19 protein-coding genes are annotated in these 16620 nt (G+C 70.0%); 13 read left to right on the forward strand and 6 right to left on the reverse strand.

Translation table 11 applies throughout. The annotated features are described in order from the left end of the window. Positions 1-211: 211 nt before the first annotated feature. Positions 212-664 carry a DUF3237 domain-containing protein gene (locus tag AB0H62_RS44555; protein WP_220237824.1) on the reverse strand — a complete coding sequence of 151 codons (453 nt, stop codon included), beginning with the start codon at positions 662-664 and terminating at the stop codon, positions 212-214. An 88-nt stretch (positions 665-752) separates the two neighbouring features. Between AB0H62_RS44555 and AB0H62_RS44560 the strand changes: the two genes are divergently transcribed. The 5 genes from AB0H62_RS44560 to AB0H62_RS44580 all read left to right on the forward strand — a co-directional run bounded on the left by AB0H62_RS44560 (position 753) and on the right by AB0H62_RS44580 (position 4699). Further along, the gene (locus tag AB0H62_RS44560) at positions 753-1181 is read left to right on the forward strand and encodes a MarR family transcriptional regulator (protein WP_360592290.1); all 429 of its coding nucleotides are present in this window, start codon (positions 753-755) and stop codon (positions 1179-1181) included. Continuing rightward, positions 1181-2224 carry a tryptophan--tRNA ligase gene (trpS, locus tag AB0H62_RS44565; RefSeq protein WP_360592291.1) on the forward strand — a complete coding sequence of 348 codons (1044 nt, stop codon included), beginning with the start codon at positions 1181-1183 and terminating at the stop codon, positions 2222-2224. Before AB0H62_RS44560 ends, trpS begins: the two co-directional genes overlap by 1 nt. Before the next feature lie 161 nt (positions 2225-2385). Next, positions 2386-3207, forward strand: a complete 822-nt coding sequence (locus AB0H62_RS44570; protein WP_360592292.1) for an MFS transporter — start codon at positions 2386-2388, stop codon at positions 3205-3207. Next, complete coding sequence (locus AB0H62_RS44575) at positions 3204-3743, forward strand: isochorismatase family cysteine hydrolase (protein ID WP_220237827.1); 540 nt, start codon at positions 3204-3206, stop codon at positions 3741-3743. The genes AB0H62_RS44570 and AB0H62_RS44575 overlap by 4 nt, the downstream gene beginning before the upstream one ends. A 74-nt stretch (positions 3744-3817) precedes the next feature. Then, a complete protein-coding gene (locus AB0H62_RS44580; protein ID WP_360592293.1) occupies positions 3818-4699 on the forward strand; it encodes a cyclase family protein in 882 nt (293 codons plus the stop codon). A gap of 34 nt (positions 4700-4733) precedes the next feature. On the opposite strand, the gene AB0H62_RS44585 is transcribed toward AB0H62_RS44580, so the two are convergent. Continuing rightward, positions 4734-5579, reverse strand: a complete 846-nt coding sequence (locus AB0H62_RS44585; protein ID WP_354873351.1) for a helix-turn-helix transcriptional regulator — start codon at positions 5577-5579, stop codon at positions 4734-4736. Positions 5580-5663: 84 nt separating this feature from the next. Between AB0H62_RS44585 and AB0H62_RS44590 the strand changes: the two genes are divergently transcribed. The 4 genes from AB0H62_RS44590 (at position 5664) to AB0H62_RS44605 (ending at position 9068) form a co-directional block, all read left to right on the forward strand. Next, positions 5664-6440, forward strand: coding sequence for a glucose 1-dehydrogenase (locus AB0H62_RS44590; RefSeq protein ID WP_360592294.1), 777 nt, complete (start codon positions 5664-5666; stop codon positions 6438-6440). Positions 6441-6505: 65 nt separating this feature from the next. Beyond that, positions 6506-7210, forward strand: coding sequence for a carboxypeptidase-like regulatory domain-containing protein (locus tag AB0H62_RS44595; protein WP_360592295.1), 705 nt, complete (start codon positions 6506-6508; stop codon positions 7208-7210). Between the two features lie 425 nt (positions 7211-7635). Then, the gene (locus AB0H62_RS44600) at positions 7636-8436 is read left to right on the forward strand and encodes a choice-of-anchor P family protein (RefSeq protein ID WP_220237832.1); all 801 of its coding nucleotides are present in this window, start codon (positions 7636-7638) and stop codon (positions 8434-8436) included. 41 nt (positions 8437-8477) lie between these two features. After that, positions 8478-9068: a class F sortase gene (locus AB0H62_RS44605; protein ID WP_220247464.1), complete on the forward strand. Its 591-nt coding sequence runs from the start codon at positions 8478-8480 to the stop codon at positions 9066-9068. Positions 9069-9132: 64 nt separating this feature from the next. On the opposite strand, the gene AB0H62_RS44610 is transcribed toward AB0H62_RS44605, so the two are convergent. Beyond that, positions 9133-9381 (reverse strand): hypothetical protein, encoded by a 249-nt coding sequence (locus tag AB0H62_RS44610; RefSeq protein WP_220237833.1) that lies wholly within the window; start codon positions 9379-9381, stop codon positions 9133-9135. Positions 9382-9491: 110 nt separating this feature from the next. Here AB0H62_RS44610 and AB0H62_RS44615 point away from each other — a divergent pair, with 110 nt between their 5' ends. Continuing rightward, the gene (locus AB0H62_RS44615) at positions 9492-10874 is read left to right on the forward strand and encodes an FAD-linked oxidase C-terminal domain-containing protein (RefSeq protein WP_220237834.1); all 1383 of its coding nucleotides are present in this window, start codon (positions 9492-9494) and stop codon (positions 10872-10874) included. 127 nt (positions 10875-11001) lie between these two features. Further along, a complete protein-coding gene (locus AB0H62_RS44620; RefSeq protein WP_220237835.1) occupies positions 11002-12768 on the forward strand; it encodes an MFS transporter in 1767 nt (588 codons plus the stop codon). Between the two features lie 54 nt (positions 12769-12822). On the opposite strand, the gene AB0H62_RS44625 is transcribed toward AB0H62_RS44620, so the two are convergent. Beyond that, complete coding sequence (locus AB0H62_RS44625) at positions 12823-13890, reverse strand: acyltransferase (protein ID WP_360592296.1); 1068 nt, start codon at positions 13888-13890, stop codon at positions 12823-12825. Between the two features lie 114 nt (positions 13891-14004). Here AB0H62_RS44625 and AB0H62_RS44630 point away from each other — a divergent pair, with 114 nt between their 5' ends. Then, positions 14005-14364: a hypothetical protein gene (locus AB0H62_RS44630; protein WP_360592297.1), complete on the forward strand. Its 360-nt coding sequence runs from the start codon at positions 14005-14007 to the stop codon at positions 14362-14364. Between the two features lies 1 nt (position 14365). Here AB0H62_RS44630 and AB0H62_RS44635 read toward each other — a convergent pair whose 3' ends face one another. Further along, complete coding sequence (locus AB0H62_RS44635; RefSeq protein ID WP_220237837.1) at positions 14366-15028, reverse strand: peptidylprolyl isomerase; 663 nt, start codon at positions 15026-15028, stop codon at positions 14366-14368. A gap of 26 nt (positions 15029-15054) precedes the next feature. Next, positions 15055-15309: a DUF2631 domain-containing protein gene (locus tag AB0H62_RS44640; protein ID WP_220237838.1), complete on the reverse strand. Its 255-nt coding sequence runs from the start codon at positions 15307-15309 to the stop codon at positions 15055-15057. A 104-nt stretch (positions 15310-15413) separates the two neighbouring features. Between AB0H62_RS44640 and dxr the strand changes: the two genes are divergently transcribed. Next, positions 15414-16619: a 1-deoxy-D-xylulose-5-phosphate reductoisomerase gene (gene dxr / locus AB0H62_RS44645; RefSeq protein WP_220237839.1), complete on the forward strand. Its 1206-nt coding sequence runs from the start codon at positions 15414-15416 to the stop codon at positions 16617-16619. The last annotated feature ends 1 nt before the right edge of the window (position 16620 follow it).

Here is a 16620-nt window from a genome sequence, read left to right on the forward strand (position 1 = left end):
TGGTAGGCCTTGCGGTACTCGGCCGCGAACCGGCCGTAGTGCAGCAAGCCTCACGCGTAGGCCACGGACGTCGCTGTCACGGTCTCGGGGTCGGCCACCGGGGGCGCGGCGTGCGCGCCTGATCTGACGGAGGTACCGCACAGGCGGAACGCCGACGTGACGCCGGAAGCCCTCTTCGAGAGCGCGGACGCTCAGCCCGGCCAGGCGCCGGTCAGCGCACCTCGAAGACGTCGACCTTCACCGTCGACTGCGTGCGCGCACCCCGCGCGACGGTGACCACGCGGTTGAGCCACTCGGTCTGCGGGCCGCCCGCCTCGAAGAGCAGACACTCGCGGAAGTAGTACGAGTCCGGATCGACGTCTTCGCCCGCCGCGATCCGCCGCATGGTCTCCGCGGGGCCGTGGCGCAGGCCGCGGCCGGTCAGGTAGACGAGGTCGTCGTGTTCGGTGCGCAGGGTCGCGCGCACGTCGATCTCCGCGACGCCGTCGGGGCGGATGAGCTGGAAGTCGGCGCCGCCGGGGAGTACCTCGCCGCTGAGGCGCTCGCCGGTGAAGGTGCCGCCGAGGATGTCGATGACGCGGCGTTCGCCGTGGGGTCCGTTGTGGACGGTCTTCGGCGCGGCGAGCTGGACGTCGAGGGTGAACAGGGGTACGAGGTCGAGCACGAGACGACTCCTTCGGGTGGCGGTGCGGTGCTCGCCACTGTAGTACTCTCGTGTACGAAATATTCGTACACGAGAGTTTGGAGGGATCGTGGCCGGGCTGAGGAGCAACCACGTGATCATGTTGCGCCGGGCAGTGCAGGCCACCACCGCGTGCTGGCAGGAGCGGATCACGGAGATCACGCCGCCGCAGTACACGGTGCTGCTCGCGCTGGAGAGCAGCCCGCAGTCGAGCCTCACCGAGGTCACCGCGATGACGATGATCGACTCCGCCACGCTCACACCGCTGGTTTCCCGCCTCGTGGAGCGCGGCCTGCTGACCCGCGCGACGGACCCGGCGAGTGCACGCCGGAAGCTGCTGAGCCTCACCGACGAGGGCGCGGCCGTGCTGAAGAAGGTCAAGCCCCGCGCCCGCGCCGCCGAGAAGGCGAGCCTCGAAGTGCTGAGCGCGGACGAGCGTGAGCAGTTGCTGAGGTTGACGACGAAGATCGTCGACCACCACCGGGGATGGAACGCGTGATGGCCGAGGTCGACCCCGCCGTCGCGCGCAGCGACGAGCTCGAAGCGGAGATCCTCGCCGCGCCGTCGGACTTCCGCGTCCTGACGGGCGACCGCCCGACCGGGCCGCTGCACCTGGGCCACTACTTCGGCACGCTGCAGAACCGCGTCCGCCTGCAGAACCTGGGCGTCGACACGATCCTGGTCATCGCCGACTACCAGGTGCTGACCGACCGCGACGTCGCCGACGACCTGCCCGGCCACGTCCGCGAGCTGGTGCTGGACTACCTCGCCGTCGGCATCGACCCGGCCCGCTCGACGGTGTTCACCCACAGCTCGCTGCCGGCGCTCAACCAGCTGCTGCTGCCGTTCCTCAGCCTGGTCACCGTGCCCGAGCTGCAGCGCAACGCGACGGTCAAGGACGAGATCGCGCACTCCCACCAGGGCTCGGTCAGCGGCCTGATGTTCACCTACCCCGTGCACCAGGCGGCGGACATCCTCTTCTGCAAGGCCAACCTCGTCCCGGTGGGACGCGACCAGCTCCCGCACCTCGAGCTGACCCGGACCGTCGCGCGCCGGTTCAACGACCGCTACGGCCGCGTCTTCCCGGAGCCGGAAGCACTGTTGTCCGCGGCGCCGTCGTTGCTGGGCACCGATGGCCGGAAGATGAGCAAGAGCCGTGGCAACGCGATCGCGCTGCGGGCCTCGGCGGACGAGACGGCGCGGCTTCTCAAGGGCGCCAAGACGGATTCCGAACGCGTGATCACCTATGAGCCGCAGCGGCGGCCGGAGGTGTCGAGCCTGGTGCTGCTGGCCGCGCTGTGCCGGGGCGTCGATCCGAGGGAGATCGCCCGGGAGGCGGGTGCCGGCGGTGGCGGCACGCTCAAACGCATCGTGACCGACGCGGTCAACGACCACTTCGCGCCGATCCGCCGTCGCCGGGCCGAGTTCGCCGGCGACCCGGCCCTCGTGTCGGAGCTGCTGCGCGACGGCAACCTCCGCGCGGGTGCCACGGCGGAGGCGACGCTGGCCGAGGTGCGCGAGGCGATGTCCACGGTGTACTGAGACTTCGAGTAGCGCGCACAAACGTGAATATCGTATTCGCCGTAATCGGGATAACGCGCGGACCCTGATTTCCTGCTGCAAGAATTAATCATTCTCCGACGTTTCCGGAAAAGCCGACCCGCGAGCGAATCAAGTTCCGTCGGAATCGGCTCAAGTTCCGCGTGCGCACCTGGCGTCGCCTGTTCGGCATCGCCGGCTGGCGCTCGCTGTTCCTCGTCGAGGGCGGGTTCACGATCGTGATCGGCGTGCTGATCTTCTGCTTCCTGCCCGACCGGCCCTCGCAGGCCCGCTGGCTCGACGAGCGTGAAAAGGCCACGCTGGAGCGGACTTTGGCGGCGGAAGTGGAAGAACAGCGAGGCCACGGCGCTCTCACCGGCCTGCGCCAGGCGCTGACCAGCGGCCGGGTGTGGGCGCTGGCCGTGACGTTCTTCGCCATCGTGTTCGGTCTCTACCCGCTCGCGTTCTTCCTGCCCACGATGATCACCTCGATCACCCACGGCGTCGACGGCGCGGCCGACGTGAGCAGCGTGCTGCTGTCCGGCATCCCGTACGTCGTGGCGGCGATCGCGATGCTCGCCTGGGCGAGGTTCGCCGGCCGGCGCAGCGCGGTCGTCGCCACCGGGGTTCCCATGGCGGTCGGCGCCGCCGGGCTGCTGCTGGCCACGTTCGCGGGCAGCGGGCTGTTGTTCATCGTGGCCGTGTGCCTGAGCGTGGCCGGGATCTACACCGCGATGCCGCAGTTCTGGCGGATCCCCGCGATCGGGCTCACCGGCACGGCCGCGGCGTCCGGCATCGCCCTGATCAACTCCGTCAGCAACCTGAGCGGCTTCGTCGGGCCGTACTTCACGGGCGCGATCAAGACCGCCACCGGTAGTTTCACCTTCGCGTTGCCGGCGATCGCCGTGATCATGCTCGCCGGCATCGCCGTGCTCGCGACGGCCGGGCGGCGGATGGAACGGCTCGACGGGAAGCTGGTCCCATGACGACCGCACTCATCGTGGGTGACCTCCAGCAGGGCATCACCCGTGACTACGCCTTCGCGCGGCAGGTCCTGCCGCCGGTCACCGACTTGCTGCCCCGGGCACGGGCGGCCGGGGCGCTCGTGGTGTTCGTGCACACCGCGTTCCGGGTCAACCGCGCCGACCTCCCGCCGGGTGACACCGTGCTGACCGGGTTCTTCGAGGCGGGCGACACCTTCCACGAAGGCTCGCCCGGCACGGACCTGGACCTGCCGGTGCTGGCCGAGGACGTCGTGGTGCTCAAACGCCGGGCGAGCGCCTTCGCCGGCACGGATCTGGACCTGGTGCTGCGGGCGCGTGGCGTGGACGAGGTGGCCGTCGCCGGAGTGGCGACGAGCGCGATGGTCGCCGCGACCTGCTACGACGCCGCTGACCGGGGCTACGGCGTCTCGGTCCTGTCCGACGGCTGCGCCGACGCCGATCCGGAAGTGCACGACTTCTTCCTGCGGAAGGTTTTTCCGGGTCGCGGGTTCGGGATCCGGTCCTGCGCCGACTGGTGACCTTGGCGCATATCGTCAGTCCCCGCGGCAGCCACCGTCAGCTCGTGAGCCGGCGAAACCCGCACGCTGGCTCGATGACAACCGAACTGCCGAGCAACTGGGGCCGCTGGGGCGAGGACGACGAACGAGGTGCGCTGAACCTCATCACCGACGAGGTCCGGGCGCGCGCCGCCCGCGAGGTGCGGACGGGCCGCTGGGTGTCGCTGGCGCTGCCGATCGAGCCGGCGCCGATCCTCAGCGGTCCGTTCGTGCCGGCGAAAGTCGAGGAATCGCCCGTGCAGCAGCTGATGGTGCACCCGGTGCACCCGGATCCTTCGGTCTGCGCGAGCCTCGACGTCCTCCTCGTCACCAACCACCATCCCCGGTCGACCCACCTCGACGCGCTCGCCCACATCGCCGGCGACGGGGCCGTCTACTCCGGACGGCCGCTGGCCGAGTGCGTGACCCCGGCCGGGGTGCGCAGGGGTTCGAGCGCGGCGTTCAGCGAAGGGATCGTCACGCGCGGGGTCCTCCTGGACCTGGCCGGCGACGGCCCGCTTCCCGAAGGCCACGCCGTGACGGCCGAAGATCTCGAAGCGGCGGAGCTGAGGGATGACGTCCGCGTCGAGTCCGGGGACGCGCTCGTCGTGCGGTGCGGCTGGGAGTTCACGCCGGATCCGGCGCGGTCGTCGCCGGGGCTGAGCATCGACGCCGTGCGCTGGATGCACCAGCGCGGAGTTTCGGTGTACGCGGGGGACATCGGCGACGCGTTCCCGGCGCTCGATCCCGCCGTGCCGTTCCCGCTGCACGTCGTGGCCCTCACGCGCCTGGGCGTGCCGCTGATCGACGCCGCCAACGTCGAAGACCTGGCGGCTACGTGCACAGAGCTGGGACGTCACAGCTTCCTGCTGGTAGCAGCACCGCCCCGGGTCAATGGCACCACCGGGCTGCCGGTGAACCCTGTCGCGGTGTTCTGAGCTTCCGGTGTGCTGGGGCTCCGGTGTTCTGGCCTCAGCTGCCGACGTCCATGCGCTGCGTGCCGATCACCGACAACAGCCGCAGCGCCTCCTCCGAAGGCGAGCCCGGCACGGCCGTGTAGATCACGACCTGCTGGTCGCGGTCGGTCAGGTCGAGCACGTCGCAGTTGACCGTGAGGGGACCGACCACCGGGTGCCGGAACGTCTTGCGCAGGCTGGGTTCGGCGGTCACGTCGTGCGACGCCCACAGGCGCGCGAAGTGCTCGCTGCCGGCGAGCAGGTCGTGGACGAGCTCGGTCACCTCGGGGTCGTCCGGGTAGCGGGCGGCGGTGGCACGCAGGTTGCGGGCGGCGTAGCGGGCGAACTCGTCGGCGTCGGACACGCCGTAGAGGCGCTGGTCGTCGGAACGCAGGAACACGCGGCGGACCAGGTTGCGGTCGCGCCGGGGCAGCGCGGAGAAGTCCTCCATCAGGGCGGCGGCGAGGTCGTTCCAGGCGATCACCTCGTACGTCGCCGACATCACCATCGCGGCGGCCTGCGGCAGCCGGTCCAGCAGGTCGAGGATGCTCTGGCGCACCACGCGCGACGGCCCGGGCAGCGGCGCCGCGGGTTCACCGGCGAGGTGGTGCAGGTGCTCGCGCTCGGCGTCGCTCAGGCGCAACGCACGCGTGAGCCCGCCGAGCACCTCACGCGACGGGTGCGGGCCGCGCGCCTGTTCGAGGCGCGTGTAGTACTCGGTCGAGATGAACGCCAGCTGCGCCACCTCCTCGCGGCGCAGCCCCGGCGTGCGGCGGCGCGGCCCCGCGGGCAGCCCGACGTCGGCCGGGGTGATCCGCTCGCGCCGGCTGCGCAGGAAGCCGGCCAGTTCTCGCCTGTCCACGTCTCCAGTATCCGCGTCGCACGGCGCTCAGCCAGGTACTGCCGATGCCTGAATAAGCCCGCCGCGGCGTCGCAGCCTGGGTTTATGGAACTCCACGAAACACCCGGCCTGCTGGCCGGCAAGGTCGCTTTCGTCTCCGGCGCGGGCCGGGGCATCGGTGCCGCTGCGGCGCGCCTGTTCGCCCGGGAAGGCGCTCGCGTGTTGCTGGCGGCCCGCACGGAAACCCAGCTCAAGACCGTGACCGAAGAGATCCGCGCCGCCGGCGGCACCGCCGACTACGTGCTCTGCGACCTCGCCGATGCCGCCAGTGTGCGAGCCGCCGTCGACCGCGCGGCCGAGCTCTACGGCCGCCTCGACATCGCCTTCAACAACGGCGCCACGATCCAGCAGCCCGGCCCGATGGACCGCCTGTCCGAGGCCGAGTTCGACCACGTCTTCGCCGTGAACCTCAAGGGCGTGTGGCTCGCCATGGCCGCGGAGGTCGCCGCCATCCGCGCGACGGCGGGCACCGGCGCCATCGTGAACACATCGTCGGTCGGCAGTCTGCGGGGCAACCCCGAACTGCCCGCGTACGGCGCCATGAAGCGAGCCGTCAACAGCCTCACCGAGTCCGCCGCCGTCACCTACGGCCCGGAAGGCATCCGCGTCAACGCCATCACCCCGGGCAACACCCTCACCGAGATGATCCGCGCGTGGGAAGCGGAGTCGCCGGGCCTGCAGGACCGCCTCGTCTCGGCGACCCCCCTGCGCCGCGGCGCCGAGCCGGCCGAGATCGCGGAAGCCGCGGCCTGGCTCCTGAGCGACCGCGCTTCCTACGTGACGGGCGCCATCCTCCGCGTCGACGGCGGCGCGGGAGTCTGAGCGCGAACCGCACTCCAGCGACGGAGTTCCCGGTATTCTCGGGTGATTGACTCTTTGGGGGTGTCATGCGGAAGTCCCTGTGGTTCGCGCTGCCCGCGGCCGTGCTCGCGGTGGCCGCGGTGGCGGCGCCGCTCGACGAGGACGCGGCCGTGGCGTCGGTGAAGCTCGACCCGGCGCTGAGCCTGGATCGCACGACGTACGAGCCGGGTGCGTCGGTCCGGGGGACGCTCACGCTCACGAACGACACCGGCCGGCCGGTCTACGGCGTCCACGTGACGTGCGCGTCGGCGGATCCCGCGGATCGCATGGCGCTCAACGGGATCCAGACCAACCAGCCACTGCAGGGCGGCTTCTCCGGAACACTGCGGGCGGACCAGACCATCACGGCGGGGCTGACCGGGCGGGTCACCGAGGACGGCGTGCGGCGCGGCGGGCTGGAGGCCACGTGCGTGGTCACCGCCGGCGGGTTCGTCATGCTCAGCGGCGCGGCGGCCGACGTGATCGGACCGGTCGTGCCGGTGAACGGGCATGTCGTCGAGGACGGGAAGCCGGTCGCGGGCGTCACCGTCGTGGCGGCGAGCCAAAGCCTCGCGACGCTCGACCAGACCTGGACCGCGGTCAGCGGCCCGGACGGCAGCTACCGGCTGTCCGGGCTGCGCGCGGGCTACTACCTGCTGAAGGTTCCCGGCCGCGCCGTCGAGAACGACTTCCTTTATCTGGTCGCCGGCACGACGGCGGATCACGTCGTCGTGCTGACCGGCGGCGAGTGAATGCCACCCCACGCTCCATAGTGGACAATTCTCCGCGACGATTTCCCGCGCGGAGTTTTACGAAAAACCCACGAGCCGCCGTAGTGGTCACATGACGGTGAGTGCCCGCCGGTCACCCATCCCCAGGATCACCCCGAAGAGTGGCGGCGCGAGGAATCCGCCAAGTAGGTGCCGAAACGTCCTAGCGCAGAGTGAGAGAACTCGGCCAAAACCACAGCGTTACATCACTCTTTAGTGGTGAAATTGCGGAAAACGTGGTCACTGACTCGGCTGATCGACGCGCTGCGCAGTGGATCTTGCTTTGCAATTCCGGGCCCCCTTGATAGCGTCGCGTTCTCGCCGGTGATCGACAGTTGCGTCGGGTCACGCGTGGATTCGGGGATCCGCGGGCGGTTCCATTTCTTTGGTGTTCGAAAGGACAATTCATGCGTTCTGCCCTGCTGCGAGGACGGGCCCTCGTGGTCGCCGCTCCGGCCCTCGCCCTGCTCGCCACCGGCGCCCCCTCGGCGGTAGCCGCCGACGCGCCTGCCGGGTCGGCCTACGGCGCGTCCGCGTCGGTCTCACTGCTGGCGGGAGTGCTGGGGGACAAGGGAATCTCCGTGGAAACGGGCAAGATCGCGCCGTCGAACACGGACGGGCCCACGTCGGCGTCGGTGGTGGACGTGCCGCTGAAGGGCCTGGTCACGGCGAAGGCGGTCAGCAGCTCCGCGAAGAAGACCGACGACAAGGTCGCCTCGAAGGCCTCCATCGTCGACACCACGCTGCCCGTGCTCGCCCCGCTCGCGGGCGCGACGCCGAAGGCGCGCGTGATCAGCTCCGAATGCACGTCGACGCCCGACGGCATCACCGCGTCGTCCGAGCTCGCGGGCCTGGACCTCGGCCGCATCGGCAAGCTGCCCGTGGGCACCGCGCCGAACCAGAAGATCGGTGTGCCCGGGGTGGTGCAGGTGATCGTGAACGAGCAGATCAAGCACGACGACGGCTCCCTCACCGTCAACGCCCTGCACGTGAAGCTCCTCGGCGGCAAGGCCACCGGCGCGCTGGGCAGCGGCGACATCGTCCTCGCCTCCTCCACCTGCGCGAAGGTCGCGGCGACGCCGAGCACGCCCACCCAGCCCACCGCCCCCGCCAAGCCGCCGGCCCAGGGCCCCGGCCAGGTCACCGTCATCCCGGCCGGCGCGCCGGAGACCGGTGACGGCTCGCTCGCCACGGTGTTCGCTCAGTGAGTGTTCGCTCGGTGAGTGATCGCTCGGTGAGTGATCGTGCAGTGACCCGACGCCGGTTTGGGCTCTTCGCCCTGTTGCTGGCGCTCGTCGCCACCTTCGCCCTGTCCGGCTGTGGCGCGGAAACGACCCCGGCCCAGCAGCCGGCCGCGCCTGCGAGCGCCGCACCCGTGGTCGGGCTGGCGCGGTCGGTGCCGGTGTCGCTCGACGTCCCGAGCATCGACGCGCACTCCTCGCTCGTCTCGCTCGGCCTCAACGCCGACAAGACCGTCCAGGTCCCGCCGGTGACCGAACCACTGCAGGCGGGCTGGTACTCCAACAGCCCGACGCCGGGCCAGGTCGGCCCCGCCGTGGTGCTCGGGCACATCGACGGCAACCACCAGAAGGGCATCTTCTGGCGGCTGCACGAGGTGAAGAAGGGCGACCAGGTCGTGATCGGGCGCCAGGACGGGTCGAAGGCCACCTTCACCGTCACGAAGGTCGACCAGATCGCGAAGAAGGAGTTCCCCACCGAAGCGGTCTACGGCAACACCACCGATCCGCAGATCCGCCTCATCACGTGCGGCGGGGCGTTCGACGCCGCCGCGCACAGCTACCTCGACAACATCATCGTCTACGGCTCGCTCAACACGTAGGCGTTCCCCGGACCAGGGCCCTGCCGTCTCGCGCTCGGGCGAGCCGGCAGGGCCCTGCTTTGTCTCACGCCGCCGCGGCCACCGTCGTCAGCAGGGCCGCGCCCGCCGGCGTCAGCTCCGCCGCCACCTGCTGCCCGATGAGCCCGAGCCGCGCCGGGCGCACCAGACCCTCGTGGGCCAAAGCGTGCGCGGTGAACTGGTCACAGCACGGCAGACCGTCGACGAACAGGTCCGGTTCGGCGCTGCAGGTCACCCTCGCGCGCCCGGCTGCGACGGCCCGCAACATCGCGATCCCGCGTGAGCTGGTTCCCATGGCTGCCTCCTGAACTCGCTCTCTACTCCTACGTCGAAGCAGAGGCCGCCGTTTCGACATCCCGGCGCCCTAACCTGGCGGGAGAAGCCGCAACGCGATCGGGAGCGCCCATGTTGATCGAAGACCTGCAAGCCGTCCTGCCGCCCGAGGTCCTCGTGCGCGACCCCGACGTGCTGCCCAGCTTCGCCCACGATGAGGCCGAATGGGCGCCGTGGGCGCTGCCCGAGGTCGTGGTACGGCCGCGCTCGGCCGAAGACGTGCAGGCCGCCGTGAAGGTCTGCCTCAAGCACCGCACGCCCGTGGTCACGCGCGGCGCCGGCACCGGGCTGTCCGGTGGCGCCAACGCCGTGGCCGGCTGCGTCGTGCTCGTCACCGACCGCATGACGGCGATCCACGAGATCGACGCGGTCGAGCGCCTCGCCGTGGTCGGCCCGGGCGTCGTGAACGACGACCTGCGCGCCGCCTGCGCCGAGCACGGCCTCTGGTACCCACCCGACCCGGCGAGCTCCCCGTGGTCGACGATCGGCGGCAACGTCGCCACCAACGCGGGCGGCGTGTGCTGCGTGAAGTACGGCGTGACCCGCGACTACGTGCTCGGCCTGCAAGTCGTCACGGGCACCGGCGAACTCGTGCGGCTGGGGCGCCGCACCGCGAAGGGTGTGGCGGGCTACGACCTCGCCGGTCTGATGGTCGGCTCCGAGGGCACGCTCGGCGTCATCACCGAGATCACCGTGCGCCTGCGAGCCCAGCGCGCGCCCGAGAGCACGGTGGCGGGCTACTTCGACTCGACCGTCGCCGCGGGCGAAGCGGCCGCCGCGATCCGGGCGGCCGGCGTGGTGCCCTCGGCGCTGGAGCTGGTCGACCGCCACTGCCTCGTCGCCGTGGACGAGTGGAAGAACATGGGGCTGTCGGCCGACGCGGAGGTGGTGTTGCTGGGCCGCAGCGACGCGCCGGGCGCGGCGGGGGAGCACGAGGCCGCCGTAATGCTCGCGTGCTTCGAGAAGGCGGGCGCCACGTGGGCGGCGCAGTCGTCGGACCAGGCGGAGGCCGACGCGCTGTTCGCCGCTCGGCGGCTGGCATACCCGGCGCTGGAGCGGCTCGGCCCGCTGCTGACCGAGGACGTCTGCGTGCCCACCCACCTCGTGCCCGAGATGCTCGCGCGCATCGACCTCGCGGCGAAGCGGCACAACACGCTCATCGCCAACGTCGCGCACATCGGCGACGGCAACCTCCACCCGTTGCTCAGCACACCGGCCGGCGACGAGGACGCGCGGCGGCGTGCGCAGGCCGCGTTCGACGACATCGTGGCCGACGCGTTGGCCCTCGGCGGCACCGTGACCGGCGAACACGGCGTGGGACTGCTCAAGCGGCCGGGGCTGCAAAACGAGCTGGGACCGGCGGTTCTGCAGATGCACCAGGCCGTGAAAAACGCGCTGGACCCGCACGGGATCCTCAATCCCGGGAAGGTTTTCGCTGTTCACTCGGTCGAGTGAACGTAAATAGTCCTCAAAGGACAGTGATCATCCTGTGACGGTTCTCTCGTAACCGATTTACGAAGTTGGTTGCCACAGGCAAGCAACTTGCTTAGCCTAGCTAAGGGAACGAGAGAAGGGTTTCACTGTGGCCGAGCGCAGAACGTATTCACTCGCGGAACTGGGCCCGCGATACAAGTGGATCGCGCTGTCCAACACGACGCTGGGCATGCTGATCGCGACGATCAACTCGTCGATCGTGCTCATCGCGCTGCCCGACATCTTCAAGGGCATCGGGATCAACCCGCTGGAGCCGGCCAACACCAGCTACCTGCTGTGGATGATCATGGGCTTCCTGGTGGTCACCGCCGTACTGGTGGTGAGCTTCGGGCGGCTGGGGGACATGTACGGCCGCGCCAGGATGTACAACCTCGGCTTCGCGGTGTTCACCGTGTCGTCGATCTTCCTGGCCATCACCTGGTTCGACGGTGACGCCGCGGCGCTCTGGCTGATCGGCTGGCGCATCGTGCAGGGCATTGGCGGCGCGTTCCTGATGGCGAACTCGTCGGCCATCCTCACCGACGCGTTCCCCTCCAACCAGCGCGGTCTCGCGCTGGGCATGAACGGTGTCGCGGCGATCGCGGGTTCGTTCCTCGGCCTGGTCGTCGGCGGCATCCTCGCGCCCGTCGACTGGAACCTGATCTTCCTGGTTTCGGTGCCCTTCGGCGTGGTCGGCACGATCTGGGCCTACGTGAAGCTGCACGACACCGGGGTGCGCAAGCACGCGAAGATGGACTGGTGGGGCAACATCACCTTCGCGGTCGGCCTGATCGCGGTGCTGGTGGGCATCACCTACGGCATCCAGCCCTACGGCTCGTCGCCGACCGGCTGGGGCAGCCCGATGGTGCTCTCGTGCCTCATCGGCGGTATCGCGGTGCTGATCGCGTTCGTGGTCATCGAGACCAAGGTGGCCAACCCGCTGTTCCGGCTTTCGCTGTTCCGGATCCGGTCGTTCAGCTGGGGCAACCTCGCGAACCTCACGGCGTCGCTCGGGCGCGGTGGCCTGCAGTTCATCCTGATCATCTGGCTGCAGGGCATCTGGCTGCCGCAGCACGGTTACACCTTCGAACAGACGCCGCTGTGGGCCGGCATCTACATGCTGCCCATGACCGTCGGCTTCCTGGTGTCCGCGCCGACGGCCGGGATCCTGTCCGACCGCATCGGCAGCCGGCTGCTCGCGTCGAGCGGCCTGGTGATCACCGCGATCACCTTCCTGCTGCTGATCCTGCTGCCGGTGAACTTCAACTACTGGGCGTTCGCGGCGATTCTGCTCGTCAACGGCATCGGCATGGGCATGTTCTCCTCGCCCAACCGCGCCGAGGTGATGAACAGCTTGCCGGCCGACGCCCGCGGCTCCGGCGCGGGCATGATGACCACGTTCCAGAACGCGGCCATGGTGCTCTCGATCGGCTTCTTCTTCAGCCTGATCATCGCGGGCCTCTCGGACAACCTCCCGACGGCGATGTTCCAGGGCCTCACCGCCCACGGCGTGGCCGCCGGGCCGGCCAACCAGGTGGCGCACCTGCCGGCGGTGGCCGTGCTCTTCGCGGCGTTCCTCGGCTACAACCCGATCCAGCAGCTGCTGGGCGGCCAGCTGGGCAGCCTGCCGCCGGACCAGGCCTCGTTCCTGACCGGGCGCAGCTTCTTCCCGAACCTGATCTCGGGTCCGTTCCAGGACGGTCTGGCCGTGGCGTTCGGCTTCGCCATCGTGGTCTGCCTGATCGGTGCGGTCGCGTCGCTGCTCACGAAGGACAAGGGCAAGACTTCGGAATCGGTGGGTGAGGAGCTGGCCGCGGTCGCCGGGGAGTCCGGCGGTGGGCCGAGCGAGCTGGTGGCTCCGACCAGCGAACGGTGACCATTTCGGGTGCACGGGCCGTCCCGGGATTCGTTCCCGGGGCGGCCCGTTTCTCTATGCCGGGACGGGTTCTTTCGCCGGTGTGGGTTCGGGCCGCTTCGCGGTGACCCGCCGGCCGAGCGCGATCATCGGCAGCTCGACCCAGCGGTAGAGCAGGTCGGCCATCAGCAGCGCGACGGCCGTGACACCGACCGCGGTGAGCGTGCGCGGCTGGGCCAGCTGCGGCACCAGACCGGCGAGCGTCCAGCCGGCGATGGACTGGATGAGGTAGAGCGAGTACGACCGCTCCCCGATGAACCGCAGTGGTTTCAGGGACAGCAGCCGGCTCAGCGGCCCACCCGCGACCAGCGACGGCAGCATCAGCGCCACGAGCACCGCATACGCCGTGCCGACCGCGACGCCGCCGTCGTCGTGCAGGGCGACGGTGAGGTCGGTGAAGAACACCTGCACCACTACGATCACCGCGGCCACGACGACGCCGGCCACTGGGTGCGTGAGGGGTTTGAGTACCGCGAACCCTGTGCGGTGGTGGAGAACGATGGCCGCCGTGCAGCCGATGACGATGGACGCGTACGCGCCGGAGTAGGGGACCACCGGCACGAGCGCGACGAGCGCGACCACCAGGCCCAGCGCGAGGCTGAATCGTTTCGCGAACGCGAGCCCGGCTACGCCGAACGCCAGCACGGGCCACACCAGGTAGAACTTCTGCTCCACTCCGAGCGTCCACGCCACCCCGAACACCCCGATGACGTGGAACTCGTTGAGGAACGTCGCGAACCACGGCAGTGCGCCCAGCAGCGCACTCGACCGCAGCTCACCACGCGCGTACGTGACCACGACGAAGATCCCGAGCACCACGTAGTACACCGGCAGGATCCGGAACGCCCGCCGCAGGTAGAAGTTCTTGAGCGAGACGCGGCCGGTGCGGTCCTCCTCGCGCAACGCCAGCGTCGTGATCAGGAACCCGGACAACACGAAGAACACGTGCACGCCGATCCACCCGTTCGCGCGCACCCACGCGCTGCCCCCGAAGTGGAACACCACCACCAGCACCGCGGCGATCGCCCGCACCCCGTCCAGCGCCGGGAACCGCCTGGTGGCGAGGTAGGTTTCGTGGGTCATCAGCATGAGCTCCCCCGGTCCGCCGCCCGACTGCTCGCGTACTGTAATCAGGCGCGGCGACGATTCACTCTTTGGGGTTGCCCGTGCTGGTCGGGGACGGGTTCTGGGGTGGATGTGGACCGCGAACGTCTGGCGGAGCTGCTGTCCACCGCGCCGGGAGACGCCGCCGCGTCGGCCAGCGAGGCTCTGGCGGCGGGGGCGACCTTCAAGCTGTGGCCAGGGGCGTCGACCGCCGCCGAGTTCAGATCAGTGTTCCGGCGGCGGCAACGAAACGCGCTCCGCGCCGGCCAGCCGTCGATCGGGTTCGCCGAGGGACTTCGCGACCTCGGCGCCTACGAAGGCGTGTTCCTCGCGCTGGGTTACGTCGATGACCGGCCGCAAGGCGGGTACTACTTCCAGCTGTTCCTGACCCCTGATCTGTCCCGGCTGATCACGGGATTCGGGGTGAAAGTGGCTGCCGAACGGCGGGCCTGACCTACCGGCCGAACGACGCCGTCGCGATCTTCACCGGGTGTTTCGGCGCACCGTCCAGCGGCCCGTTCGGATCGGTCGGAATGATGCCGGCCTTCACCATCCGGTCGATCGCGTCCATGCCGCGCACGACCTTCCCCAGGACCGAATACTGCGCGGGAATGTGCGCGAAGGAATGGACGATGAAGAACTCCGACCCGTTCGTCCCCGGGCCCTGGTTGCCCATCGCGATGGTGCCGCGCTCATACGTCTCCGCGCCCGACACCTCGTCCGGGAACTTGTAGCCCGGGCCGCCCTTTTCGACTTCGTAGAGGTCGCCGCACTGGAGCACGCCGAGGCGCTCCGAATCGGACAGGCGCCAGCACTGCGAACGGTCGTAGAAGTGCTGCATGACCAGCGACACCAAGTTCGCCACACCACACGGGGCGGCGCCGGCGCGATCCAAGCGAACCGTGACCGGCCCGTAGTTGAAGTGGAAGGTCACGTCGACCGTGCCGCGCGTCAAGGCGAAGGGCAGCGGCCGGAGCACCGGACGGGCCGCCGGGTTGTCCGGCGTCGGCGTGAAAGTGCAGCGGACAACCGGCGCGGACGCAGCTGTGGCCGGCGCGGCGAACAGCGCCACACCGGCCACGACCGAAAGAACGAGAGCGACCCAGCGTGACGTCATAGCCCCGCAAGGTAGCGAACGGGAACCTACTTGCGCCAGGCCGTGCGGCGCTTGCGGAAGTCGATTACGAGCAACAGGGCGAGGAACGCGGCGAGGCCGATGAGCCACACGTTCTCGGTGTTGTTCTCGTGGTTGCCCTTGATCATGAGCAGCAGAATGACGACGCTGACCCAGCCGGCGATGCGCGTGGCCTTCGGGAACGACCCGTGCCAGCCCCACTCGGCCGACGGCTCGTCGCGCGGGTCCACTTCGGGGCGCTTCTCGATCGCCTTGCCTGCCACGATCACTCCTCCTGACCCGCTCAACCTGGTACGCCGTAATGATCCCACACCCCCGAGTGCTCCGCGGAGACGGGCCGCGGCTCGGCGGGCGATAATGGCGTGCGATGACTACCTCGCGAAGCGTCCTCGTGCTCGGCTCGACCGGGTCCGTCGGAGCCCAGGCCCTCGACGTCACCGCTCGTAACCCCCACCTGTTCACCGTCGCGGGCATCGCCGCCGGTGGCTCCGACCCGCAGGCGCTCGCCGCGCAGGCCCTGGCCCACGGCGTGGAGGCCGTGGCCGTGAGCCGCCCGACGGTGGTGGAAGACCTGCAGCTCGCGTTGTACGCGGAGGCGCAGCGGCGCGGCTACTCCCGGGGCGAGTTCCGCATCCCGCGCATCTTCGCCGGCGCCGACGCCGTGACGGAGCTCATCGACGCGGTGAACGTCGACGTCGTGCTCAACGCCCTGCCCGGGTCGCAGGGCCTTCAGCCCACGCTCAAAGCCCTGGCCACCGGCTCGACGCTCGCGCTGGCCAACAAGGAGTCGCTCATCGCGGGCGGGCCGCTCGTGCTCGCGGCCGCGAAGCCGGGGCAGATCGTGCCGGTGGACTCCGAGCACTCGGCCATCGCGCAGGCCCTGCGCGCCGGCCGGGACAACGAGGTCGCGCGCCTGGTGCTCACGGCGTCGGGCGGGCCGTTCCGCGGCAAGAAGCGCGAGGACCTCTCCGATGTGACCATCGAGCAGGCCATGGCTCACCCGACGTGGTCCATGGGCCCGGTCATCACGATCAACTCGGCCACGCTCATCAACAAGGGCCTGGAGCTGATCGAGGCCGCGCTGCTGTTCGGCATCGAGCCCGCCCGCATCGACGTGACCGTGCACCCGCAGTCGATCATCCACTCGATGGTGACGTTCGTCGACGGCTCGACGATCGCCCAGGCCAGCCCGCCCGACATGCGGCTGCCGATCGCGCTCGCGCTGCACTGGCCCGAGCGCGTGCCCGGCGCCGCCGCGGCGTGCTCGTGGGACAAGGCCGCGAGCTGGACGTTCGAGCCCCTCGACAACGAGGCGTTCCCGGCGGTCGAGCTGGCGCGCCACGTCGGCACCGAGGGCGGCTGCCTGCCCGCCGTCTACAACGCGGCGAACGAGGAGGCCGTGGCCGCGTTCCTCGCGCAGAACACCGGTTTCACGTCGATTGTGGACACTGTTTCCCAGGTGGTCGAAGCCGCCGACGAATGGCGTCGCGAACCGCGCGACGTCGAGGATGTACTCGCCGCCGAGCACTGGGCTCGAGGGCGCGCAGGATCGATGCTGGGTAAGGGGAAGTAGC

The sequence above is a fragment of the Amycolatopsis sp. NPDC050768 genome, assembly GCF_040654155.1.
In the GTDB taxonomy this organism is placed as follows: Bacteria; Actinomycetota; Actinomycetes; order Mycobacteriales; family Pseudonocardiaceae; genus Amycolatopsis.

Bases quoted from the DNA above. Each gene is read 5' to 3' on its own strand.
- AB0H62_RS44590 (WP_360592294.1), top strand. From the start codon at position 5,664: ATGGAACTCCACGAAACACCCGGCCTGCTGGCCGGCAAGGTCGCTTTC.
- dxr (WP_220237839.1), top strand. From the start codon at position 15,414: ATGACTACCTCGCGAAGCGTCCTCGTGCTCGGCTCGACCGGGTCCGTC.
- AB0H62_RS44625 (WP_360592296.1), bottom strand. From the start codon at position 13,890: ATGACCCACGAAACCTACCTCGCCACCAGGCGGTTCCCGGCGCTGGAC.
- AB0H62_RS44595 (WP_360592295.1), top strand. From the start codon at position 6,506: ATGCGGAAGTCCCTGTGGTTCGCGCTGCCCGCGGCCGTGCTCGCGGTG.
- trpS (WP_360592291.1), top strand. From the start codon at position 1,181: ATGGCCGAGGTCGACCCCGCCGTCGCGCGCAGCGACGAGCTCGAAGCG.
- AB0H62_RS44580 (WP_360592293.1), top strand. From the start codon at position 3,818: ATGACAACCGAACTGCCGAGCAACTGGGGCCGCTGGGGCGAGGACGAC.
- AB0H62_RS44600 (WP_220237832.1), top strand. From the start codon at position 7,636: ATGCGTTCTGCCCTGCTGCGAGGACGGGCCCTCGTGGTCGCCGCTCCG.
- AB0H62_RS44635 (WP_220237837.1), bottom strand. From the start codon at position 15,028: ATGACGTCACGCTGGGTCGCTCTCGTTCTTTCGGTCGTGGCCGGTGTG.
- AB0H62_RS44575 (WP_220237827.1), top strand. From the start codon at position 3,204: ATGACGACCGCACTCATCGTGGGTGACCTCCAGCAGGGCATCACCCGT.
- AB0H62_RS44615 (WP_220237834.1), top strand. From the start codon at position 9,492: ATGTTGATCGAAGACCTGCAAGCCGTCCTGCCGCCCGAGGTCCTCGTG.
- AB0H62_RS44610 (WP_220237833.1), bottom strand. From the start codon at position 9,381: ATGGGAACCAGCTCACGCGGGATCGCGATGTTGCGGGCCGTCGCAGCC.